The organism is Cytobacillus sp. FSL W8-0315 (genome assembly GCF_038002905.1).
Lineage (GTDB): Bacteria > Bacillota > Bacilli > Bacillales > Cytobacillaceae > Cytobacillus > Cytobacillus pseudoceanisediminis.
Window position 1 is genome coordinate 2,032,362 of sequence record NZ_JBBOOC010000001.1, and the last position, 22,715, is coordinate 2,055,076.

Sequence of the window (22,715 nt, forward strand, 5' to 3'; positions counted from 1 at the left end):
ATAGGAAAGTATAACCTTGAACTTTGATAACTGTCCAGCTTCGCAAGGAAAGCTTCGACAGCTTTATCATCGCACGAATAAAAGCGCTAGCTTTTAGAAGGAGCGCCTACCCCCTCGAGATCATAAGCCGTGCCTCACAAAAAGGCAAAGAACGCCTTTCTATGAGTCGCGTCTTGTGCTTATCAGTGGTGGGCAAGGCGCTTGTGCTTTTCTTGCGTTATTGCTCTGCAGGAGATGCAATGCAGCTTCAGCATAAAGGAGATTGTTATGAAGGAACAGCAGTATCTGACAGTAAACGCACTGACCAAATACATAAAACGAAAATTTGATGCCGACCCTCATCTGCAAAATATTTTGGTTAAGGGGGAAATCTCAAACTTTAAACAGCATTCAAGCGGTCATATGTACTTCACTTTAAAGGATGAGAAAGCCCGAATTTTAGCCGTAATGTTTGCAGGAAATGCGAGGACAATGAAATTCAGGCCGGAAAATGGCATGAAAGTCTTAGTTCGCGGAGCCATATCCGTTTATGAATCCAGCGGGCAATATCAAATATACGTACAGGAAATGCAGCCCGACGGGATAGGAGAACTTTATCTGGCTTATGAACAGCTTAAAGAAAAACTTGAGAAAGAAGGATTCTTTTCACCTGCGCATAAAAAAGATATACCGCGTTATCCAAAAACAGTTGCGATAATCACATCCCCTACTGGAGCTGCAATCAGAGATATTTTGACAACGCTCAAAAGGCGCTATCCAATTGCGAACATACTTATATACCCTGCGCTTGTTCAGGGGAACCAGGCAGCTCCCTCAATTGTGAAAGCGATAACGGAAGCTAATACCTCCAGGGATGCAGATGTCTTAATCATCGGACGGGGCGGAGGCTCCATTGAAGAGCTTTGGGCCTTTAATGAAGAAGCCGTAGCAAGGGCAATATTTAAGTCTGAAATACCTATAATTTCAGCTGTAGGCCATGAAACGGATTTTACAATAGCAGATTTTGTTGCAGATTTAAGGGCCCCAACCCCAACGGGAGCTGCAGAATTGGCTGTTCCGCATATCGATGACTTGACGGAAAGACTTTTCAACAGGCAATCACGGCTGATAAGAGCGATGAAAGAACAAGTTGCACTGCAAAATGAAAGGCTTCTAAGGGTGCAGAAATCATACGCTTTCCGATACCCGCAAAAATTGTATGAGCAAAAAATGGAACAGCTGGATAAAGTGACCGAACAGCTAATGAGAGGTTCAAGAAGGCTGCACGATTTAAAGCTTGAGCAGGCAGAAACCCTGCAAAAAAGGCTGGTTCGGAGTCATCCAGGGCAGCTGAAGAATCAGGCGAAAGAAAACAATGATCGGCTTCATAAACTTTTAAACAGAACAATGACAAACATCCTGGCTGCAAAAGAAAAGGACTTTGCGAGAGTTATTTCAACCCTCGAGGCGCTCAGTCCGCTAAAAATTATGGATAGGGGCTATAGCCTTGCTTATACAGAAAATGAAACCCTGATAAAGACCGTGTCCCAAGTTAAAGCGGATGATATGATAAAATTGAAGGTGTCTGATGGAAGCATTGAATGCAAGGTAACGGATATTGAGGAGTGAATGGCATGGCGGATGAAAAACAACTTTCATTTGAACAAGCAATGGAAGAACTTGAAGTTATTGTGGAAAAGCTTGAAGAGGGAGATGTTCCCCTTGAAGAGGCTATTAATATTTATAAAAAAGGCATGGAGCTTTCAAAATTATGCCATGATAAGCTTAAAAATGTAGAATCACAGCTTACGGAAATACTGGCGGAGGATGGCCGTAAATCGAACTTTGCCATTCCGGAGGAGGAATAATTTTGCATCAATCCTTAAGTTCTTTCTCTGAACTGCATAAAGAGAAACTGGAAATTCATTTAAAGGATTACGTACATAAATTAAATGCTCCTCCTGAGGTCAAGGAATCAATGCTGTATTCACTTGAAGCCGGAGGAAAGCGGATAAGGCCAATGCTGTTATTTGCTTCATTGGCTGCTTTTGGCGAGGATACGTCGAAAGGGCTGTGGACTGCGGCGGCGATTGAAATGGTCCATACTTATTCGCTCATTCACGATGACTTGCCAAGCATGGATAATGATGACTTAAGAAGAGGCAAACCGACGAACCATAAAGTATTTGGAGAAGCATTCGCCATCCTGGCAGGCGATGCCTTGCTTACATACAGCTTCCAAACAATTGCGGAAACGCCTGACGAATTTGCTTCTGCTGAAACAAAGCTTTCTTTAATTAAAGAGCTGTCGAAAGCTTCCGGTGCTGAGGGGATGGTAGGCGGCCAGGCAGCAGACATTAAAGGGGAAGGCAAGCAGCTGGGCTTAGAGGATCTTGAGTACATCCACGTGCACAAAACGGGCAAACTGCTGGAATGCAGTGTTGTATCAGGAGCAATTTTGGCAAATGCCAGTCAGGAAACAATTCAGGCTCTATCTAAATTTGCCTATCACCTGGGACTGGCTTTTCAAATCAGGGATGATATCCTCGACCTTGAAGGGACAGAGGAGATAATCGGGAAGCCTGTAGGCAGTGATGAATCAAAAGATAAAAGTACTTATCCATCTCTTCTTTCAATGAGCGGGGCGAAAGAGGCGCTTGAAGAACATATCAGATCTGCAAAAGAAAAGCTGAGGGAAACAGGCCTTCAAACAGAGCTGCTCGAAGAAATAACAGATCTAATTGCAAACAGGGATCACTAAATCGGAAGTCAGGGTGCCAAAAATGAATTAGAAAAACGATGGTCTTGCCGCTGTACTTTTGTATCAGCGGCATTTGCTGTTTAATAAAATGATGGTCTTCAATGTGTATATTTTGGTATCATAGGAATTGCTGCTGGAGAAGCTTGCACTTTTTTTCCTGTGGATGCATTGGCCAGCGGAAGAGACACCATCAAGACTAAAGCTGTTTAATATGAAAAGCATTTGGAAAATCTCCTGTAATAAGGTAATCTTAAGATACTATCTTTTAGACAGGCTAGACGCTGTAATAAATAGGCTTGTTTTGTTTAGGCTTATACAAACACTGCCTAACATTACGTAAAAAGAAAACGGATGAATAAGAAACGAAAGTGAGTGGTCCGCAGTATGGATCTGTTATCAATTAAAGACCCTTCCTTTTTAAAAGGGCTCTCGAATAAAGAATTGGAAAGTTTGAGTCAGGATATCCGCACTTTTCTAATAGAAAAGCTTTCAGGCACCGGGGGGCATATTGGGCCTAATCTTGGAGTTGTTGAGCTGACTGTCGCATTGCATAAATGTTTTGACAGTCCGAAGGATAAAATTATTTGGGATGTCGGACATCAGTCTTACGTCCATAAAATTCTTACGGGCCGTGCGTGTCAATTCGATACTTTAAGACAATATAAAGGTCTTTGCGGTTTTCCGAAAATGATTGAAAGCGAGCATGATGTATGGGAAACGGGGCACAGCTCCACTTCTTTATCTGCAGCAATGGGAATGGCTATTGCCAGAGACTTGAAAAAAGAGAACAATTATGTCATTCCAGTAATTGGGGACGGTGCATTAACAGGCGGAATGGCTTTAGAAGCCTTAAACCATATCGGTCATGAAAAAAAGGACATGATTGTCATATTAAATGATAATGAAATGTCAATTGCACCTAATGTTGGTGCTCTTCACAATGTACTTGGAAGGTTAAGGACTGCAGGCAAGTATAATTGGGTGAAAGATGAACTTGAATATTTATTAAAAAAGGTTCCGGCAGTCGGCGGAAAGTTGGCCTCAACTGCTGAAAGACTGAAAGATAGCCTAAAGTATCTGTTTGTGTCAGGCATGTTCTTCGAAGAATTAGGTTTTACCTATTTGGGACCTGTCGATGGGCATAACTATGAAGCCTTATTCGAGAACCTTGCTTATGCTAAGAAAACAGAAGGCCCAGTGCTCCTCCATGTTATAACGAAAAAAGGAAAAGGCTATCACCCTGCAGAAAGCGACCGGGTTGGCACATGGCATGGTACGGGACCTTATAAAATGGAAACAGGCGACTTTTTGAAACCTGCAAGTACACCGCCAGCATGGAGCAAGCTTGTCTCGGAAACCGTCAGGAAGCTTGCGAGAGAAGATGAAAGAATCGTTGCAATTACTCCTGCAATGCCTGTTGGCTCGAAGCTTGAAGGCTTTGCAAGTGAATTTCCGGATCGGATGTACGATGTTGGTATTGCTGAACAGCACGCAGCAACGGTAGCTGCCGGGCTGGCAACCCAAAACATGAAGCCGTTTCTTGCAATTTATTCTACTTTCCTGCAGCGTGCTTATGACCAGGTGGTACACGATATTGCTCGCCAGAACTTGAATGTATTTATCGGAATAGACCGGGCAGGACTTGTGGGTGCAGATGGTGAAACCCATCAGGGTGTATTCGATATTGCGTTTTTAAGGCATTTGCCGAATATGGTATTGATGATGCCAAAAGATGAAAATGAAGGCCAGCATATGGTAAAAACAGCTATAGAATATAATGATGGCCCTATCGCAATGCGTTTCCCGCGCGGAAATGGCATAGGAGTACCTATGGACACAGAACTTAAGCCAATTCCAATTGGAACATGGGAAGTTCTGCTCGATGGCAATGATGGAGCGATTTTAACCTTTGGGACAACCATTCCAATGGCTTTGAAGGCAGCACAAATCCTGGAGAAACAGGGACACTCCATTAAAGTCATTAATGCAAGGTTTATTAAGCCGCTTGATGAAAAGATGCTGCATGAATTGTTCACAGCCAATATGCCAATTCTCACTATAGAAGAAGCTGTGCTGCAGGGTGGCTTTGGCAGTGCAATTCTTGAATATGCTCACGAACATGGCTTCCATCATGCGGAAATCGACCGTATGGGGATACCTGATAAATTTATTGAGCATGGCAGTGTAAATGAACTATTAGAAGAAATCGGCATGACTTCAGAAGATGTTGTTGAGAGAATGGGAAAACTGGCAAGAAAAAAACAAAAAAGGGCTTAAAAAATGAAAACAAAGAAAGAACGATTAGACGTTTTATTAGTTGAAAGAGGTCTTGCTGAGACAAGAGAAAAAGCGAAAAGAGCCGTTATGGCCGGCCTGGTGTTCAGCAATGAAAGCAGGATGGATAAGCCGGGCGAGAAGGTTAGTGCGGACATTCCGCTTACTTTAAAGGGGAAGGTCATGCCTTATGTCAGCCGGGGAGGCTTGAAGCTTGAGAAAGCTCTAAAAGTTTTTAATTTAGAAATCGAAGGCAAGATCCTCCTTGACATTGGGTCCTCAACCGGGGGCTTCACAGATTGTGCCCTGCAGAATGGCGCCAAATTGTCATATGCATTAGATGTCGGATATAATCAGCTTGCCTGGAAATTAAGGCAGGATGAACGAGTAGTTGTAATGGAAAGGACCAATTTCCGGTATGTAACCCCTGCCGATCTTTCAGCCGGTATGCCTGATTTTGCTTCCATTGATGTTTCGTTCATTTCTCTAAAGCTTATATTGCCTGTATTAAAAACGCTGCTTGTTCCGGGCAGTGACACAGTTGCCCTAGTGAAACCCCAGTTTGAAGCTGGACGGGAACAGGTTGGGAAAAAGGGGATTGTCAGAGATCCTAAAGTACATGAAGCAGTGCTTGATAAAATTATCGGATTTGCACTGAGCCTCGGTTATGATGTCAAGGACGTTTCCTATTCACCCATTACAGGCGGAGACGGCAACATAGAATTTCTCCTCCATCTGTATTGGTCAGGCAGCAGAGAGGAAGGAGAAAACCTTCTTAAAGCCCAGACAGATGAAGTTGTTAAAGAAGCCCACGCCGAACTGAAAACGAAGGTTAGAGAAGAGGAATAGGCTGATGCCTGTTCCTCTTTTTAAAAAGGATATATAATGTCTGCTTCGAGAACTATCCAGCGCAAGCAGCCTGCCCTTCGAAGGTTTCGGGTGGGAATGGCCCTTGCGCTTTTCTTAAAGGAATTTGTCGAGTTTGAACGAATAATAATAAATAATATACGGGAAAATTGTACTTTATTGAGAAAATCAGCTAACATTAGAGTACAAAATACTTTAAATTAATTTTTTTCTGCCCGCTGTTAAGCGGCTGATTATAGAGGTGAAAAAATGAATAAAGGGCAAAGACATATTAAAATCCGGGAGATTATTACAAATAACGATATTGAAACACAGGATGACCTGGTGGATGAATTGAAAAACGCCGGGTTTAATGTAACTCAGGCGACTGTCTCAAGAGATATTAAAGAGCTTCATCTGGTAAAAGTTCCTTTGATGGACGGAAGATATAAATACAGTCTTCCAGCGGACCAGCGCTTCAATCCGCTGCAAAAGCTTAAACGAAATTTAATGGATGCCTTTGTCAGAGTGGATACTGCAGGACATCTCCTTGTAATGAAGACTCTCCCGGGCAATGCCATGGCTATTGGCGCACTTATTGATAACCTTGACTGGGAAGAGATTCTGGGGACAATCTGCGGGGACGACACATGCCTGATCATATGCAAAACCCCAGAAGATACAGAAGCAATTTCAAACCGTTTTCTTGAAATGCTGTAGATATTTCAAGCTCCGAGCGCCGTCGCTTATGCCGATAGGCTGGTGTTCATCGTGTTTCTTAAAAGATAAGAATGTATGAATACTGAAGTTAGATAACTGCCTAGCTCCAGAGACTGCCCCATCGAGGTCACAAGCTTGTCTAGTTGCGGCTCCTAGAGACTCTCAGATCTAAGCCGTTTCCTTACAGAAGAAACGCCTTCTTACAAGAACCGTCTTATGCCTGAGGCCCGCAGGACAAGGAAAGCTTCGTCAGCATAAACATCGCACGACCGAAAGCGGAAGCTTTTGGAAGTGTACGGGTCATGCAGACGTTGCCATAGGACGTGGCGCTTTTAGTCTGCATTCCTTGAAAGGGCAGTCGCCTTCACATTTCAAGCAAGCCCCCAAAAAGGCAAATAACGCCTTTCCGGGAGGCACGTCATGTGCTTGTCGGGGTTGGGCAAGGCGCTTGCGCTTTTCTTAAGAGGTGATATGATTGTTAAACGAATTATCCATACGAAATTTTGCCATAATCGAAGCCCTTTCTGTCTCATTTGAAAAGGGCTTAACTGTTTTAACTGGTGAAACAGGGGCGGGAAAGTCCATCATTATCGATGCCATTCACTTGCTGGCTGGAGGCAGGGGATCTGCAGAATTTGTCCGCCATGGTGAGGATAAGGCTGAAATTGAGGGGCTTTTTATCCTGGATGATCTTAAACATCCTTGCTATAAACGGTCTGCTGAATTTGGGATAGAGATTGAAGATGGAATGATTGTTCTCCGCAGGGATATATCAAAGACAGGGAAAAGCGTCTGCAGAGTGAACGGAAAACTTGTCACTATATCTGTATTGAGAGAAATCGGAAGTTCCCTTATTGATATACATGGCCAGCACGAACATCAGGAATTAATGGATGAAACCTTTCATCTTCCTCTCCTCGATCAGTTTGGGGGATCCAAATTATCCGCTGCTTTAACTGAATACCAGGATATCTACAGGTTATATGAAAACACACTGAAAAAGCTTAAAAATTTAAGTGAGAATGAACAGCAAATGGCGCACCGGCTTGATTTAATTCAATTTCAGCTGGATGAAATTCAATCTGCTCAGCTTAAATTGAACGAAGATGAAGATTTGATTGAAGAAAAAAGAAAGCTTTCCAATTTTGAACGTATTTTTGATTCTCTTCAGTCAGGCTATAATGCCCTTCAAGGAGAACAAAAAGGGCTTGATTGGATCGGAATGGTTATGGGCTATATGAATGATGCCGCGGAACTGGACCCCGCCTATAAAGAAATAGCGGAAAATGTGGCAAACAGTTTTTATTTGCTTGAAGATGCAGCGAGATCACTCCGCAATGAAATGGACTTTATGGAATATGATCCCCAAAGACTTAATGAGATAGAAAGCAGATTGAATGAAATTAATGGGTTGAAAAGAAAATATGGAAAAACGGTTGAAGAAGTGCTGGAATACGCTGCACAGATAGAAGAAGAAATTGAAACCCTGCTAAATAAAGAAACCCATATTGATAAGCTGCAAAAGGAAGTTGCTGCCCTGAAAAAAGACCTTCTGGTTGAAGGAGAAGAATTGAGCAAGCTGCGCAGAAAATCTGCCCTTAAACTTACCAAGTTAATTCACAAAGAGCTTAAGGAATTATATATGGAAAAGACAGTCTTTGAGGTCAGATTCTTTTCTGATTCCGAAGTCTTCCTGAAAAACGGAATTGACAGGGCTGAGTTCTACATTTCCACCAATCCGGGAGAACCGCTTAAGCCGCTGTCTAAAATTGCATCAGGCGGTGAATTGTCCCGAATCATGCTTGCTTTAAAGAGCATATTTTCAAAGCATCAGGGTGTCACAAGTATTATTTTCGATGAGGTGGATACAGGCGTGAGCGGCAGGGTTGCACAAGCCATCGCGGAAAAGATTCATCACGTTTCCGTGGATTCACAGGTTCTGTGCATCTCTCATCTTCCTCAGGTTGCGGCCATGGCAGATACTCATTTATTTATTGCTAAAAACACAAAGGATGGGCGGACAAAAACAACAGTAAAACCGCTCACTGAAGATGAGAAAATCAAAGAAATCGGCCGTATGATTTCCGGGGTGGAAATTACTGATTTAACAAAAGAGCATGCGAAAGAGCTGCTGCACCTGGCTAATCAGCTAAAGTAATTTTGATCCATTATAAGGTCTGTTCCCGCCAGCGGCGCTATCAGATCTAATACCTTGAAAAGCTATCCAAAGCAGGATAGCTTTTTTTATGTGAATGGCTGTTATAAATGCCCTCAATGCAGGCAAAATTAAAGATGTAGCCATTTGACGTGGATGGACTAGAAGCGAGGAGAGTGAAAAATTTGACATATGATGTTTTACGCAAAATAATTGGTGGAATTCTCCTTGTTTCATTAATTGCTTTAGGTTTTTCCAAGCCTGTTCAGGAATATTTGCAAGTACCTGCAAATATTACTCTTTTTGAAGGGCAGCAGCTGGACATTGCAAAGGCAGAAGCAGTGTCGGCCGGACTGTCCATAGATAATACAAGTGTTTCACTTAAAGAAGATAACCATTCGATTTCGCTTCATGCAAAAGAAAATGGAAAAAATGAAATGCTTCTCGAACTGGCAGGTTTTCCGATAAAGAAAGTTGATGTTAACATCTTAAAAGATTTTAAAGTTATTCCAGGAGGCCAATCGATTGGGGTTAAACTGAATACAGTAGGCGTGTTAGTAGTTGGACACCATCAGGTTAATACGGCTGAAGGAAAAGCTTCGCCTGGCGAAACGGCCGGCATAAAAATTGGAGATATCATTACAGAAATCAATGGAACGAAAATAGAAAAAATGTCAGATGTTGCTCCCTTTGTTCAAGAAGCTGGCAAAAGCGGCAATCCGCTCCAAATTATCGTAAGCCGTGAAAGCGGAAAGGTGAAAACAGAGCTGACACCCTTGAAAGAAAACGGGGAAGAAACCTATAAGCTTGGATTATATATACGTGACTCTGCAGCAGGTATTGGGACGATGACCTTCTATCACCCGGAATCGAAAAAATATGGAGCACTCGGCCATGTTATTTCCGATATGGATACAAAGAAGCCAATTGTGGTTGAAGACGGGCAAATTGTCCGATCAACTGTTACTTCAATTGAAAAAGGAAGCAATGGCAATCCTGGTGAAAAACTTGCACGATTTTCTTCAGATAAAGAAATAATCGGGAATATTGTCAGAAATAGTCCATTCGGAATATTTGGGGAATTAAACCGGGATATGAAGAACGGAATTTTTGACAAACCGATGCCTATAGCCTTATCTCATCAAGTCAAAGAGGGCGCTGCCCAAATTTTAACTGTGGTCGACAATGACGAAGTACAATTGTTCGATATTGAAATTGTCAGTACGATTCCGCAGAAGTTTCCGGCAACAAAAGGAATGGTCATAAAAGTGACGGATCAGAAGCTGCTTGATAAAACAGGCGGCATAGTCCAGGGGATGAGCGGAAGCCCGATTATCCAGGATGGCAGGATTATTGGAGCAGTGACCCATGTATTTGTAAACGACCCTACTTCAGGATATGGTGTTCATATTGAATGGATGTTAAATGAAGCAGGTATTGATATATATGAAAAAGCTGAAGAAAAAGCATCCTAATACTGAATGGATCTTAAAAAAGGCGGGTTAAACCCGTCTTTTTTTTACTGCTCTTGCAGTGAAAAAACAGGCCGCATTATAGGCTAAACAAAAACTATGAGTAAAATAGTTATGTTAAAATGAAAATAAAGAATTTTCGACAAAGAAACACGGATTGTAAAGAGTATGACGAAATCGGTCGAAAACAGAAGAAAACAAAAGAATAAATGAGGTTTAGTTGGTTTTTTAAGAAAATTTCAAAAAAGTAGAGGAATTTTTGTTGCATTGTCGAATTTCTCATTTAGAATAGAAAATAGATATCAAAAAGAGCATGTTCGAAAATGAACATTTATTAAAGAGACCATAATTGGACCGAGGAGGAAAGTAAGTGAAGAAAATAAAAGTTTGTGTTGTGGATGATAATAGGGAACTGGTCGGGCTTTTAGAGGAATATATATCTTCTCAGGAAGACATGGAAGTTGCCGGTGTGGCACATAATGGACAGGATTGCCTCGAAATATTAGAGCATACACAGCCCGACGTTCTTGTATTGGATATCATCATGCCTCACTTGGATGGACTTGCTGTACTCGAAAAAATGAGAGATTTAAATTTGAAAACACTCCCTAATGTAATCATGCTCACTGCATTCGGACAGGAGGATGTTACCAAGAAGGCAGTGGATTTGGGAGCCTCATACTTTATCCTTAAACCATTTGACATGGACAATTTGGCAAGTCATATACGCCAAGTCAGCGGAAAATCGAATTCATTTCTCCGCAAACCCGCTCAATCTTACCGTCCTCAGGGAGAAGCAAAGCCTAAGAACCTGGATGCCAGCATCACCAGCATCATCCATGAAATTGGCGTTCCTGCCCATATTAAAGGATACTTATATCTCCGTGAAGCCATTTCAATGGTATACAACGATATAGAACTTCTCGGTTCCATTACAAAAGTGCTGTACCCTGATATTGCTAAGAAGTTTAATACTACTGCAAGCCGTGTGGAGCGTGCAATCCGCCATGCGATTGAAGTTGCGTGGAGCCGCGGTAATATTGATTCCATTTCCTCTCTTTTTGGGTATACAGTCAGCATGACAAAAGCAAAGCCAACCAACTCGGAATTCATTGCAATGGTTGCAGATAAGCTGCGTCTGGAGCACAAAGCTTCTTGAAAGGGTAAGGACTTATAACAAAATCATTTATTTTTTATGCTGCGCTCCTTATGGGGCGTTTTTTTATTGTCCTCAAAATTCAGCGGAAACAAAAAAGTTCAGTTTGAAATTTTTCAAACTGAACTTATTAATTTATTTCTTTTCTTCATTCTCAAGCTCCATCATCTTTTGAATCAAAATGTGCTGAGGCATGTGCATGATTTGCTCAAGAGGAAGATTTAGTTTTTCAGCAAGCTTTAATGCTGTTTCCGGTGATAACTGCAGCGGCTTCACTTTTTATCCCCCCACTAACTTATTTGGTTTTAAATCGTTCCTGAACTTTGTTTCTCTTTCGATCGCGATAAAGAATAAATCCTGCGATAAAGCCAAGACCTATGATTAAGAAAAGGAAACCTGAAACAAATTGAAGCCATAAATATGGAAATGGGCTTTGCAGGATGCCAAAGACCATATCTCTCATTAATTTTATCCCATAGACAGCCAATATGCCTGGCAGGAGTAAAATTAATAAAGCAATTAGTCTAATCATAAAAAAATTCCCTTCAAATCGAATTACCTATCGAAATCATAAATCATTAAATAAATTTGTCAAGTACCGCTGCTGTGCTAAAATAAATTCATGAAGAATGTTGCACGGAATAATGTCAAGCGTGCAAGAATTTTCAATGAAAGCAGGTAGAAAAATGCAAACAGTAATGATTGTCGGTGCAGGTAAAGGCGGTACGGCCATCCTTAAAATTATAAAGGAAACGGCTGTTCTGGATGTAAAAGCTATGGTGGACATTAATCCGGGTGCTGAAGGACTTCGGATTGCCAAAGAAAGCGGCATCCCGATTGGCACTGATTGGCGTTATTTTATGGATCAGGATATTGATATCATTATTGAAGTTACCGGAAATGAACAGGTGTTTATCGACATCAGGGAAGCCAGGAGCAAAAATACGGTCCTGATTCCTGGAAGTGTAGCTTTCTTAATCGCGAAATTACTTGAAGAAAAGGAAGAACTGATTTCAAAATTCAGAAATGAAACGTATAAGCATGATTTGATTTTTAATTCGACTGATGACGGTATGATTGTAATCAACAACTTTAGTGAGATTACAGTCTTTAATCGAAGTGCGGAGAGAATGACAGGAATTAAGAGGAAAGACGCTTTAGGGAAAAAAATTAATGAAGTCATTACAGACAGCATGCTTCCCAGAGTTATGGCAACAAGGAGAATTGAAGCGAATCAGGAAATGACTTTGGCAAATGGCCTGAAAATTATTACGACAAGAATACCGATGCTTGGAGAAAATAACGAATTAATGGGTGCGTTTGCTGTTTTTAAGGATATAACAGAAGTAGTCTCGCTTGCGGAAGAAATTACGAATTTGAAAGAGATACAGACAATGCTTCAGGCGATTATTCAATCAAGTGAAGAAGCCATTTCTGTGGTTGATGAAAATGGGAAAGGGATTTTGATCAATCCGGCATATTCGAGGCTAACAGGCCTTGAAGAAGAAAAAGTGATCGGGAAGCCTGCCACAGCTGATATTTCCGAAGGTGAAAGTGTGCATATGAAGGTTCTTCAAACGAGAAGGGCAATGAGAGGTGTGGCCATGAGGGTCGGACCGAAAAGAAAGGATGTTATTGTAAATGTTGCGCCTGTCATTGTTGATGGAAAGTTAAAAGGAAGTGTGGGAGTTATTCACGACGTATCGGAAATTCAGAATCTGAATCGTGAATTAAGCCGGGCAAGACAGATTATCCGTACATTGGAAGCGAAATATTCATTCGAGGATATTATTGGATCATCTGAAGAGATGAAGCTTGCAATTGAACAGGCAAGACTCGGGGCTAAAACTCCAGCTACCGTTTTGCTAAGAGGAGAGTCAGGGACAGGCAAAGAATTGTTCGCCCACGCTATACATAATGCCAGCGACCGAAAATATAACAAGTTTATCAGGGTTAATTGCGCAGCATTATCAGAGTCTCTTCTGGAAAGCGAATTATTCGGTTATGAAGAGGGGGCGTTCTCAGGAGCAAAAAGAGGCGGCAAACGGGGTTTGTTTGAGGAAGCTGATAAAGGCAGTATCTTTCTGGATGAAATTGGCGAGCTGACAGCTAACACTCAGGCGAAACTGCTCAGGGTTCTTCAAGAACATGAAATTACAAGAGTGGGAGGGACCAAGCCCATTTCAATAGATGTTCGAGTTATTGCTGCGACCAATGTGAATTTAGAAAAAGGAATTGCAGACGGCACTTTCAGGGAAGACTTATACTACAGGCTGAATCGAATGCCTATACATATTCCTTCATTAAGACGCAGAAAGGAGGATATTCCTCTTCTATGCAGCAGGCTTATTCAAAAGATCAACCAGGAATATGGACGGAATGTAGAAGGTGTAACAGAACAAGCAGTTAATAAACTAATGGCCTATGATTGGCCGGGAAATGTGAGAGAACTTGATAATATCCTCGGCAGAGCCATTATTTTTATGAATTACAACGAAACAGATATAGAGGAAAGGCATATTCCGGATTTGATAGGTGCCAATAAGCCGTCTCCAAGTGTTGAAAAAAGTGAAGAAGCACAAACTAAAACATTAACTCAGCTGGTAGAGCAATATGAGGCAAAAATGATCAGACAAACACTTCACAAGCTGGATGGAAATAAAACCAAGACTGCTAAATCGCTTGGACTCTCTGTCAGGAATCTTTACTATAAATTGGAGAAATACGATATTGCAAAAGATGGCATGCAATAAATTTCACAGTGTGCAATTAATTGCGCACTTTAACTCAGTGAATAAAGCGTTTTCACAGTAATTTTAAGTTGGCACACTTCTTGCAGGTATAATAAACGGATGGACATCAAGAAAAAGGCGCCGGTAATTGTCTAGCACAATCAGCCTGCCCCGCGAGGTGCCGTGGGAGGGCGAGGCGCGCGCTTTTCTAGTAAGGGGGTTGAACAGATGAAATTGGATTCGCTTCTAACGAAAGCAACCCAATATGGTGAGAAAACAGTAGCCGTAGCCGCAGCGGAAGACGAAGAAGTTCTCGAAGCAGTTGCTGAAGCAATTAAGCTGAACTTAGCAAGCTTTTTATTATTTGGGGATCAAGTAAAAATCCGCGAAATCATAAATCGGAACCATAGCGCAGCAGCTGAAAGCCCTAAGCTTGAAATCCTTCATGCAGAATCGCCTGCATATGCTGCAGAATTGGCAGTAAGGGCTGTAAAAGAGCAGAAAGCCAATGTGCTGATGAAGGGAAATATCCCGACGGCAGGTATTTTAAAAGCTGTCTTAAATAAAGAATTCGGCTTAAGAACAGGAAATGTTTTATCACATGTGGCGGTATTTGAGGTTCCAGGTTTTGAACGATTTACGATTGTCACTGATGCAGCAATGAATATTGCACCGGACCTCAATCAAAAAGCACAAATCCTGAAAAATGCAGTTGAAATTGCAAGGAGCATAGGAATAGAAAAGCCTCTTGCAGCCCCGATTGCTGCAGTAGAGGTTGTTAATCCTGCTATGCAGGCAACTCTGGATGCCTCAGCATTAACTCTTATGAACCAAAGGGGCCAGATAAAAGATTGTCTTGTCGACGGTCCCCTGGCTTTGGATAATGCAATTTCTTTTGAAGCGGCTGAACATAAGGGGATCAAAAGTGAAGTTGCCGGACAGGCAGATATTTTATTGGTGCCGACTATAGAAGTTGGGAATACTTTATATAAATCACTTGTCTACTTTGCGAAAGCAAAAGTAGGAGCTGTTATCGCAGGTGCCAAAGCGCCGATCGTTCTTACTTCAAGAGCAGATTCGGCAGAAAGCAAGGTTTATTCCCTTGCTTTAGCGATATGCTCAGCAAAGTAATGGGCTCTGAAAGAAAGAAATTAATTCATTCAGTATTTTATAAATCGTAAATTAAATTTTTTTTAACAAAACGAACATATTACTTTTAAAGAATCCGGGGAGGAATTATAACATGGAAATCTTCAAATACCTAGAAACTTATGATTACGAACAAGTGGTGTTTTGCCAGGACAAACAATCAGGATTAAAAGCTATTATTGCTATTCATGATACCACTTTAGGCCCAGCACTAGGCGGTACACGCATGTGGACTTATGAATCTGAAGAAGCTGCTATTGAGGATGCATTGCGTCTTGCACGCGGCATGACATATAAGAATGCAGCAGCTGGTTTAAATCTTGGAGGCGGTAAAACAGTTATTATCGGCGATCCGCGCAAAGATAAAAACGAAGAAATGTTCCGTGCATTCGGACGCTATATCCAAGGTTTAAATGGACGTTACATTACTGCTGAGGACGTGGGTACTACAGTAGCTGATATGGACCTGATTCATGAGGAAACAGACTATGTAACAGGAATTTCACCTGCGTTCGGCTCTTCCGGCAACCCTTCACCAGTTACAGCTTATGGCGTATACAGAGGTATGAAGGCTGCAGCAAAAGCGGCATTCGGAACTGATTCTCTTGAAGGCAAAACAATTGCTGTTCAAGGAGTTGGAAACGTTGCGTTCAATCTTTGCCGCCATCTGCATGAAGAAGGTGCACAGCTGATTGTTACGGATATTAATAAAGAAGCAGTTCAGCGTGCAGTTGAAGAGTTCGGTGCTAAAGCAGTTGAACCAAATGAAATTTATGGAGTTGAATGTGATATTTATGCTCCTTGTGCTTTAGGTGCGACAGTTAATGATGATACAATCCCGCAGCTGAAAGCAAAAGTAATCGCTGGAGCTGCCAACAACCAGCTTAAAGAAACACGCCACGGTGATTTAATTCATGAGATGGGCATCGTTTATGCTCCTGACTATGTAATTAATGCAGGCGGAGTTATTAATGTTGCGGATGAGCTGTACGGATACAACCGTGAACGAGCAATGAAAAAAGTTGAAACTGTATACAATAATATTGAAAAAGTTATTGAGATTGCTAAAAGGGATGGAATTCCGACATATAAAGCGGCTGACCGCATGGTTGAGGAAAGAATTGAAAGAATGCGTAATTCACGCGGACAATTCCTCCAAAATGGCCATCATATTCTAAGCCGCAGATAAGCTTTAGGGAGGAGTAACTTTCCTGAAATGCAAAGCGCTGAATGGAATATTCAGCGTCTTTGCCTTTAAAAACAGAGTAGAAAAAATTCGGCGGCAGTTAATAGTACCTGAGTAAGAGTATACTTTTACAAGGGAGATTTCCGCTCTTTATGGAGGTTTAAACGTGCTAGAACAAGAACATCGAATTCTCGTCATCAATCCGGGATCCACTTCAACTAAGATTGGAGTTTTCGATAATGAGATCTCTGTCCTGGAGAAGACATTGCGCCATGATGCAGATGTCATTAACTCTTATGAAAGTATTATCGATCAATATGAATTCCGAAAGCAGACCATTCTGGAAACATTGGATCACGAAGGAATCAATATCTCCAAATTAAGTGCAGTGTGCGGCCGCGGGGGGCTGCTGCGACCGATTGAAGGAGGCACATATTCAGTTAATGATGCAATGCTAGAGGATCTTCGTGCCGGTTTTGCTGGTCAGCATGCTTCAAACCTTGGCGGAATACTGGCATATGAGATTGCTTCTGGTTTAAATATTCCTTCGTTCATTGTCGATCCGGTGGTGGTTGATGAATTGGATCCAATTGCCCGAATTTCAGGCTTTTCAATGATAGAAAGAAAAAGTATTTTCCATGCCTTGAATCAGAAAGCTGTTGCCCGGAGAGTAGCCAAAGAACTTGGCAAAAAGTACGGGGAGCTTAACCTAATCGTTACGCATATGGGCGGAGGTATAACTGTAGGTGCTCATAAAAAAGGCAGAGTGGTGGATGTTAATAACGGACTTCATGGAGACGGGCCATTCAGTCCGGAACGGGCAGGTACAGTACCTGCCGGTGATTTGGTGGGACTTTGCTACTCCGGAAGCTTTTATCGTGAAGAAGTGATGAAAAAGCTTGTTGGACAAGGCGGTCTCGTTGGTTACCTGGGAACAAATGATGCAGTAAAGGTTGAAAAGATGATTGAAAGCGGAGATGAGAAAGCAAAGCTTGTCTACTCCGCAATGGCTTATCAGGTGGCTAAGGAAATCGGATCTGCCAGTGCAGTGCTTGGCGGAAAGGTTGATGCCATCATCCTTACAGGGGGTCTTGCCTATGGCAAGGACTTTGTAAACGAAATCAGTGAACGGATTAACTGGATTGCAGATGTCATCGTACAGCCTGGTGAAAATGAACTGCAGGCACTCGCTGAAGGTGCTCTTCGTGTACTCCGCGGTGAAGAGACTGAAAAAGAATATCCTGGAAAAAAAGCTGACAAAGCAGCGTTGAAATAGAAGGGGGAAGCAATTTGGCACAGGAATATGATTTGGTGATTTTAGGCGGAGGCACAGGCGGCTATGTAGCTGCCATCCGTGCTTCACAGCTTGGTTTAAAAACGGCAATCGTTGAAAAAGGAAAACTTGGAGGTACTTGCCTTCATAAAGGCTGTATACCAAGCAAGGCTTTATTAAGAAGTGCTGAAGTGTTTGCTACCGCAAAGCACAGTGAAGATTTTGGCGTAGTGACAAGTGATGTATCCATCAATTTCAATAAGGTACAGGAAAGAAAAAATAAAATCGTTGATCAGCTTCATAAAGGTGTTCAGCACTTGATGAAGCAAGGCAAGATTGATGTATTCGAAGGAACAGGCCGCATACTTGGACCATCTATTTTCTCTCCGATGCCAGGCACAATTTCTGTTGAAATGAACAATGGGGACGAAAATGAAATGCTGATCCCTAAAAATGTTATTGTAGCAACTGGATCACGTCCTCGTACTCTGCCAGGATTGGACATTGATGGACAACTTGTAATGACTTCGGATGAGGCTTTAGCTTTGGAAGAAGTGCCAAGCTCCATTATAATTGTTGGCGGTGGAGTCATCGGCATCGAATGGGCATCTATGTTATCAGACTTTGGTGCTGAGGTAACAGTAATCGAATATGCTGACCGCATTATACCTACGGAAGATAAAGAAATTTCAAAAGAAATGCAGCGCCTTATGAAGAAAAAGGGAGTCAAAATTGTAACAGGAGCAAAAGTGCTTCCTGAAACCCTTCAGAAAGGCGACGGAGTTACGATTTCAGCTGAAGTGAAAGGATCTCAGCAGGAATTCTCCGCCGAGAAATTGCTTGTTTCAGTGGGGCGTCAGGCAAATACAGAGGGTATTGGCATTGAAAATACTGACATTCAGATAGAAAAGGGATTTATTTTAGCAAATGAATACTTCCAGACAAAGGAATCCCATATTTATGCGATTGGTGACGTCATTGGCGGCCTTCAGCTGGCTCATGTTGCTTCTCATGAAGGAATCGTAGCCGTTGAGCACATTGCCGGCAAGAATCCTTCTCCAATTGACTATAGCCTGGTTTCTAAATGCATTTACAGTTCACCTGAAGCGGCAAGTGTAGGATTAACAGAGGATGAAGCAAAAGAAAAAGGCCATAATGTCAAAACGGGCAAGTTCTCATTCCGGGCAATCGGAAAGGCACTGGTATTTGGTGAATCCGACGGTTTTGTGAAAATTGTGGCAGATAAGGATACCGATGATATCCTGGGTGTCCATATGATAGGCCCGCACGTTACAGACATGATCTCAGAAGCAGGTCTGGCCCGTGTTCTTGATGCAACTCCATGGGAAGTAGCACATACAATCCATCCTCATCCGACGTTATCTGAAGCAATCGGTGAAGCTGCCCTTGCAGTTGATGGAAAAGCTATCCACGGATAAAGTTCCAATTGAATAAACAGAAAAGTCCAGGCTTCTTTTGGGAGCCCGGTGATACATATTAGCTTAGGAGGTTGTATAAATGGCTGAAAACCGACATAAAGATTTAGGTTTAAGTGATGAGAAAGTTCTTGAAATGTATGAGACGATGCTATTAGCTCGCCGTATTGATGAGCGTATGTGGCTTTTAAACCGCGCGGGAAAAATCCCTTTCGTTATTTCTTGCCAGGGACAGGAAGCTGCTCAGGTAGGTGCTGCATTTGCACTTGATCGCGAGAAGGATTATGTCCTGCCATATTATCGCGACATGGGAGTAGTCCTTACGTTCGGCATGACAGCCAAGGAATTAATGCTGTCAGGGTTTGCTAAAGCCGAAGATCCAAATTCAGGCGGCCGCCAAATGCCAGGACATTTCGGTCAAAAGAAAAACCGAATCGTAACGGGCTCTTCACCTGTTACTACACAGGTGCCTCATGCTGTTGGAGTTGCTCTTGGCGGAAAGCTGGAAGGAAAAGATCTGGTAACCTTTGTAACTTTTGGTGAAGGTTCTTCAAACCAGGGGGACTTCCATGAAGGTGCGAACTTTGCAGGTGTTCATAAGCTCCCTGTTATCTTTATGTGTGAGAATAATAAATATGCAATCTCTGTACCGATTGAAAAACAGCTTGCTTGCGAAAACGTATCTGACAGAGCTATCGGCTACGGTATGCCAGGTATAACAGTTGATGGAAACGATCCGCTTGAAGTCTATAAAGCTGTGAAAGAAGCAGCGGACAGAGGCCGCCGCGGAGAAGGGCCGACATTGGTCGAAACCATTTCATACCGTTTAACACCACACTCATCTGATGATGATGACCGAAGCTACCGTGCTCCTGATGAAGTGGCTGAAGCGAAAACAAAAGATCCGATTATTACTTTTGGCGCATACCTGAAAGAAAATGGTGTAATGGATGATGCGATTGAAAAGGAAATTAATGACCGGATTATGAAATTGGTAAACGAAGCAACTGATTATGCTGAAAACGCTCCATATGCAGAAGCGGAATCTGCTTTAAAGCATGTCTATGCTGAACAGTAAGGGGGAGAGAATATGGCTGTAATTTCTTATATCGATGCGGTAACTATGGCAATCCGCGAGGAAATGGAAAGAGATTCAAAGGTATTTGTTTTAGGTGAAGACGTAGGTAAAAAAGGTGGCGTGTTTAAAGCGACACAAGGACTGTATGATAAATTTGGCGAAGACCGTGTAATTGATACTCCGCTTGCTGAATCAGCAATTGCAGGGGTTGGAATCGGTGCAGCGATGTATGGAATGCGCCCGATTGCTGAAATGCAATTTGCCGACTTTATAATGCCGGCGGTTAACCAGATTATTTCTGAGGCAGCACGCATCCGCTATCGTTCCAACAATGACTGGAGCTGTCCGATCGTTGTTCGTGCACCATATGGCGGCGGTGTTCATGGAGCACTATACCATTCCCAATCTGTCGAAGCAGTATTTGCGAATCAGCCGGGACTTAAGATTGTTATGCCTTCTACGCCTTATGATGTTAAGGGATTATTGAAAGCGGCAATCCGTGACGAGGATCCTGTACTGTTCTTTGAGCATAAGCGTGCATATCGCCTGATTAAGGGTGAGGTTCCTGATGATGATTATGTGCTGCCAATCGGAAAAGCGGATGTAAAACGCGAGGGTGAAGATATCACTGTGATCACTTATGGCCTATGCGTTCATTTCGCACTGCAGGCTGCTGAAAGACTTGCCAAAGATGGCATCTCAGCGCATATCCTTGATTTAAGGACGGTATATCCGTTAGATAAAGAAGCAATTATCGAAGCTGCGACAAAAACAGGAAAAGTGCTTCTTCTTACTGAAGATAATAAAGAAGGCAGCATTATGAGCGAAGTTTCTGCCATTATTGCAGAGAACTGCCTGTTTGAATTGGATGCACCAATCAAACGCGTTGCCGGTCCTGACGTGCCAGCAATGCCTTACGCCCCGACTATGGAAAAATACTTTATGGTTAACCCTGATAAAGTAGAAAAAGCAATGCGCGAATTGGCTGAATTTTAATAAAGGCATTAGTTAATAAAAATGGAAAGAGCAGATGGTGCAGCTTTCCGGCTGGAATTCATACCGGATCAGCTGTACTAGCTGCATGACCCGCAAATGCGGGCAGCTAGAAGGAGGTTACCCAATGGCTATTGAGCAAATTAAAATGCCCCAGCTTGGGGAAAGTGTTACTGAAGGGACAATCAGCAAATGGCTGGTTTCCGTTGGAGATAAAGTAAATAAATATGATCCGCTTGCTGAAGTAATGACTGATAAAGTAAATGCTGAGGTCCCATCCTCTTTCTCTGGTGTAATCAAAGAGTTGGTTGCAGAAGAGGGAGAAACTTATGAAGTTGGCCAGGTTATTCTGACAATTGAAACTGAAGGCGGCGGAGAAGCAGCTCAGGAAGCCCCATCAGAATCTAAAGCAGAGGACAAAGCTGAAGCTGCACCTTCAGGTGTGGCGCCTTCTGCACCAGCGGCACCTATTTCGGCAGATGCTCCAAAAGGAGTCCGCTATTCACCTGCCGTCTTAAAGCTTTCTCAAGAGCATGGCATTGACTTAAACCAGGTGACAGGTACAGGCGGAGGCGGACGCATTACGCGTAAAGACCTTATGAAAATCATTGAGTCCGGAGATATTCCTACAGCGGCAGCTGCTGCATCAGCACCAGCACCGGAAAAGACAGAGGCACCGGCTCCAGCACCTTCCCAGCCTGCACAGAAACAGGCAGCGCCAGCACCTAATGTTCCAGTAATGCCGGGTGATGTTGAAATCCCTGTTACTGGAGTGCGTAAAGCGATTGCAGCCAATATGCTTCGCAGCAAACATGAAGCACCACATGCCTGGACAATGATGGAAGTAGATGTTACAAATCTTGTTGAATACCGTAACAGCATTAAAGGTGAGTTTAAGCAAAAAGAGGGCTTCAACCTTACGTTCTTTGCTTTCTTCGTGAAAGCTGTTGCGCAGGCCCTTAAAGAATTCCCGCAGATTAATTCTATGTGGGCAGGTGATAAGATTATCCAGAAGAAGGATATCAACATCTCCATTGCAGTTGCAACAGATGACGCGTTATTCGTTCCGGTCATCAAAGCAGCTGATGAAAAAACGATTAAGGGTATTGCCCGTGAAATCAATGATCTTGCCTTAAAAGTACGTACAGGTAAATTGACTTCCGCTGAAATGCAGGGTGGAACTTTCACTGTAAATAATACCGGTTCATTCGGGTCTGTCCAGTCAATGGGCATTATCAATTATCCTCAGGCTGCAATTCTTCAGGTTGAATCCATTGTGAAGCGTCCTGTAGTAATGAACAATGGCATGATTGCTGTCCGTGATATGGTTAACCTTTGTATGTCACTCGATCACCGTGTATTAGACGGCCTGGTTTGCGGCCGCTTCCTGCAGCGTGTGAAGGAAATTCTGGAGAACACTTCTAAAGAAAATACAACTATTTATTAGTAATTAAAATTGCCGCTGTCCTGCTTTGGGACAGCGGTTTCTTATTGTTCATTGCTTG

General features: G+C 42.5%; 20 protein-coding genes. 17 read left to right on the top strand and 3 right to left on the bottom strand.

The annotated features are described in order from the left end of the window. Window positions 1-267: 267 nt before the first annotated feature. The 3 genes from xseA to MKY20_RS10325 are packed head-to-tail and all read left to right on the top strand — an operon-like array spanning window position 268 to window position 2,740. Window positions 268-1,608, top strand: coding sequence for an exodeoxyribonuclease VII large subunit (gene xseA, locus MKY20_RS10315; protein ID WP_019380193.1), 1,341 nt, complete (start codon window positions 268-270; stop codon window positions 1,606-1,608). Between the two features lie 5 nt (window positions 1,609-1,613). After that, window positions 1,614-1,847 carry an exodeoxyribonuclease VII small subunit gene (gene xseB / locus MKY20_RS10320; RefSeq protein ID WP_009332893.1) on the top strand — a complete coding sequence of 78 codons (234 nt, stop codon included), beginning with the start codon at window positions 1,614-1,616 and terminating at the stop codon, window positions 1,845-1,847. A gap of 2 nt (window positions 1,848-1,849) precedes the next feature. Further along, on the top strand, window positions 1,850-2,740 hold the full coding sequence (locus MKY20_RS10325) for a polyprenyl synthetase family protein (RefSeq protein ID WP_009332892.1): 891 nt from the start codon (window positions 1,850-1,852) through the stop codon (window positions 2,738-2,740). Window positions 2,741-2,803: 63 nt separating this feature from the next. On the opposite strand, the gene MKY20_RS10330 is transcribed toward MKY20_RS10325, so the two are convergent. Continuing rightward, window positions 2,804-2,962: a hypothetical protein gene (locus MKY20_RS10330; RefSeq protein ID WP_019380195.1), complete on the bottom strand. Its 159-nt coding sequence runs from the start codon at window positions 2,960-2,962 to the stop codon at window positions 2,804-2,806. Window positions 2,963-3,124: 162 nt separating this feature from the next. On the opposite strand from MKY20_RS10330, the gene dxs reads away from it, so the two are divergent. The 6 genes from dxs (at window position 3,125) to spo0A (ending at window position 11,366) form a co-directional block, all read left to right on the top strand. Then, window positions 3,125-5,017, top strand: a complete 1,893-nt coding sequence (dxs, locus tag MKY20_RS10335) for a 1-deoxy-D-xylulose-5-phosphate synthase (RefSeq protein WP_019380196.1) — start codon at window positions 3,125-3,127, stop codon at window positions 5,015-5,017. Window positions 5,018-5,020: 3 nt separating this feature from the next. Next, the gene (locus MKY20_RS10340; RefSeq protein WP_251175084.1) at window positions 5,021-5,863 is read left to right on the top strand and encodes a TlyA family RNA methyltransferase; all 843 of its coding nucleotides are present in this window, start codon (window positions 5,021-5,023) and stop codon (window positions 5,861-5,863) included. Window positions 5,864-6,130: 267 nt separating this feature from the next. Beyond that, complete coding sequence (gene ahrC, locus MKY20_RS10345; RefSeq protein ID WP_009332889.1) at window positions 6,131-6,580, top strand: transcriptional regulator AhrC/ArgR; 450 nt, start codon at window positions 6,131-6,133, stop codon at window positions 6,578-6,580. Between the two features lie 475 nt (window positions 6,581-7,055). Next, entirely contained in the window at window positions 7,056-8,738 is a 1,683-nt protein-coding gene (gene recN, locus MKY20_RS10350; RefSeq protein WP_251175085.1) for a DNA repair protein RecN, read from the top strand. A 182-nt stretch (window positions 8,739-8,920) separates the two neighbouring features. Beyond that, window positions 8,921-10,210, top strand: a complete 1,290-nt coding sequence (gene spoIVB / locus MKY20_RS10355; protein ID WP_251175086.1) for a SpoIVB peptidase — start codon at window positions 8,921-8,923, stop codon at window positions 10,208-10,210. A gap of 367 nt (window positions 10,211-10,577) precedes the next feature. Beyond that, entirely contained in the window at window positions 10,578-11,366 is a 789-nt protein-coding gene (gene spo0A, locus MKY20_RS10360; RefSeq protein WP_019380201.1) for a sporulation transcription factor Spo0A, read from the top strand. A gap of 132 nt (window positions 11,367-11,498) precedes the next feature. Here spo0A and MKY20_RS10365 read toward each other — a convergent pair whose 3' ends face one another. Both MKY20_RS10365 and MKY20_RS10370 read right to left on the bottom strand, forming a co-directional pair. Then, entirely contained in the window at window positions 11,499-11,639 is a 141-nt protein-coding gene (locus MKY20_RS10365) for a YycC family protein (protein WP_009332885.1), read from the bottom strand. 19 nt (window positions 11,640-11,658) lie between these two features. After that, window positions 11,659-11,895 (bottom strand): DUF2627 domain-containing protein, encoded by a 237-nt coding sequence (locus MKY20_RS10370; RefSeq protein WP_019380202.1) that lies wholly within the window; start codon window positions 11,893-11,895, stop codon window positions 11,659-11,661. Between the two features lie 154 nt (window positions 11,896-12,049). Between MKY20_RS10370 and MKY20_RS10375 the strand changes: the two genes are divergently transcribed. The 8 genes from MKY20_RS10375 to MKY20_RS10410 all read left to right on the top strand — a co-directional run bounded on the left by MKY20_RS10375 (window position 12,050) and on the right by MKY20_RS10410 (window position 22,657). Then, window positions 12,050-14,116 (top strand): sigma 54-interacting transcriptional regulator, encoded by a 2,067-nt coding sequence (locus MKY20_RS10375; RefSeq protein WP_251175087.1) that lies wholly within the window; start codon window positions 12,050-12,052, stop codon window positions 14,114-14,116. A gap of 207 nt (window positions 14,117-14,323) precedes the next feature. Then, the gene (gene yqiS, locus MKY20_RS10380) at window positions 14,324-15,226 is read left to right on the top strand and encodes a phosphate butyryltransferase (RefSeq protein WP_009332882.1); all 903 of its coding nucleotides are present in this window, start codon (window positions 14,324-14,326) and stop codon (window positions 15,224-15,226) included. Between the two features lie 112 nt (window positions 15,227-15,338). Beyond that, complete coding sequence (gene bcd, locus MKY20_RS10385) at window positions 15,339-16,433, top strand: branched-chain amino acid dehydrogenase (protein WP_009332881.1); 1,095 nt, start codon at window positions 15,339-15,341, stop codon at window positions 16,431-16,433. Between the two features lie 163 nt (window positions 16,434-16,596). Next, entirely contained in the window at window positions 16,597-17,706 is a 1,110-nt protein-coding gene (buk, locus tag MKY20_RS10390; protein ID WP_009332880.1) for a butyrate kinase, read from the top strand. Between the two features lie 14 nt (window positions 17,707-17,720). Then, the gene (gene lpdA, locus MKY20_RS10395) at window positions 17,721-19,142 is read left to right on the top strand and encodes a dihydrolipoyl dehydrogenase (RefSeq protein WP_009332879.1); all 1,422 of its coding nucleotides are present in this window, start codon (window positions 17,721-17,723) and stop codon (window positions 19,140-19,142) included. 79 nt (window positions 19,143-19,221) lie between these two features. Beyond that, on the top strand, window positions 19,222-20,217 hold the full coding sequence (locus MKY20_RS10400; RefSeq protein ID WP_009332878.1) for a thiamine pyrophosphate-dependent dehydrogenase E1 component subunit alpha: 996 nt from the start codon (window positions 19,222-19,224) through the stop codon (window positions 20,215-20,217). Between the two features lie 12 nt (window positions 20,218-20,229). Then, window positions 20,230-21,213 carry an alpha-ketoacid dehydrogenase subunit beta gene (locus tag MKY20_RS10405; protein ID WP_019380204.1) on the top strand — a complete coding sequence of 328 codons (984 nt, stop codon included), beginning with the start codon at window positions 20,230-20,232 and terminating at the stop codon, window positions 21,211-21,213. 124 nt (window positions 21,214-21,337) lie between these two features. Continuing rightward, a complete protein-coding gene (locus MKY20_RS10410; RefSeq protein ID WP_019380205.1) occupies window positions 21,338-22,657 on the top strand; it encodes a dihydrolipoamide acetyltransferase family protein in 1,320 nt (439 codons plus the stop codon). Window positions 22,658-22,715 lie beyond the last annotated feature (58 nt).

Coding starts and splice junctions, on each gene's coding strand:
- bcd (WP_009332881.1), top strand. CDS start 15,339: ATGGAAATCTTCAAATACCTAGAAACTTATGATTACGAACAAGTGGTG.
- MKY20_RS10375 (WP_251175087.1), top strand. CDS start 12,050: ATGCAAACAGTAATGATTGTCGGTGCAGGTAAAGGCGGTACGGCCATC.
- MKY20_RS10405 (WP_019380204.1), top strand. CDS start 20,230: ATGGCTGTAATTTCTTATATCGATGCGGTAACTATGGCAATCCGCGAG.
- MKY20_RS10340 (WP_251175084.1), top strand. CDS start 5,021: ATGAAAACAAAGAAAGAACGATTAGACGTTTTATTAGTTGAAAGAGGT.
- xseA (WP_019380193.1), top strand. CDS start 268: ATGAAGGAACAGCAGTATCTGACAGTAAACGCACTGACCAAATACATA.
- yqiS (WP_009332882.1), top strand. CDS start 14,324: ATGAAATTGGATTCGCTTCTAACGAAAGCAACCCAATATGGTGAGAAA.
- xseB (WP_009332893.1), top strand. CDS start 1,614: ATGGCGGATGAAAAACAACTTTCATTTGAACAAGCAATGGAAGAACTT.
- MKY20_RS10400 (WP_009332878.1), top strand. CDS start 19,222: ATGGCTGAAAACCGACATAAAGATTTAGGTTTAAGTGATGAGAAAGTT.
- ahrC (WP_009332889.1), top strand. CDS start 6,131: ATGAATAAAGGGCAAAGACATATTAAAATCCGGGAGATTATTACAAAT.
- MKY20_RS10330 (WP_019380195.1), bottom strand. CDS start 2,962: ATGCTTTTCATATTAAACAGCTTTAGTCTTGATGGTGTCTCTTCCGCT.
- MKY20_RS10410 (WP_019380205.1), top strand. CDS start 21,338: ATGGCTATTGAGCAAATTAAAATGCCCCAGCTTGGGGAAAGTGTTACT.
- MKY20_RS10370 (WP_019380202.1), bottom strand. CDS start 11,895: ATGATTAGACTAATTGCTTTATTAATTTTACTCCTGCCAGGCATATTG.
- dxs (WP_019380196.1), top strand. CDS start 3,125: ATGGATCTGTTATCAATTAAAGACCCTTCCTTTTTAAAAGGGCTCTCG.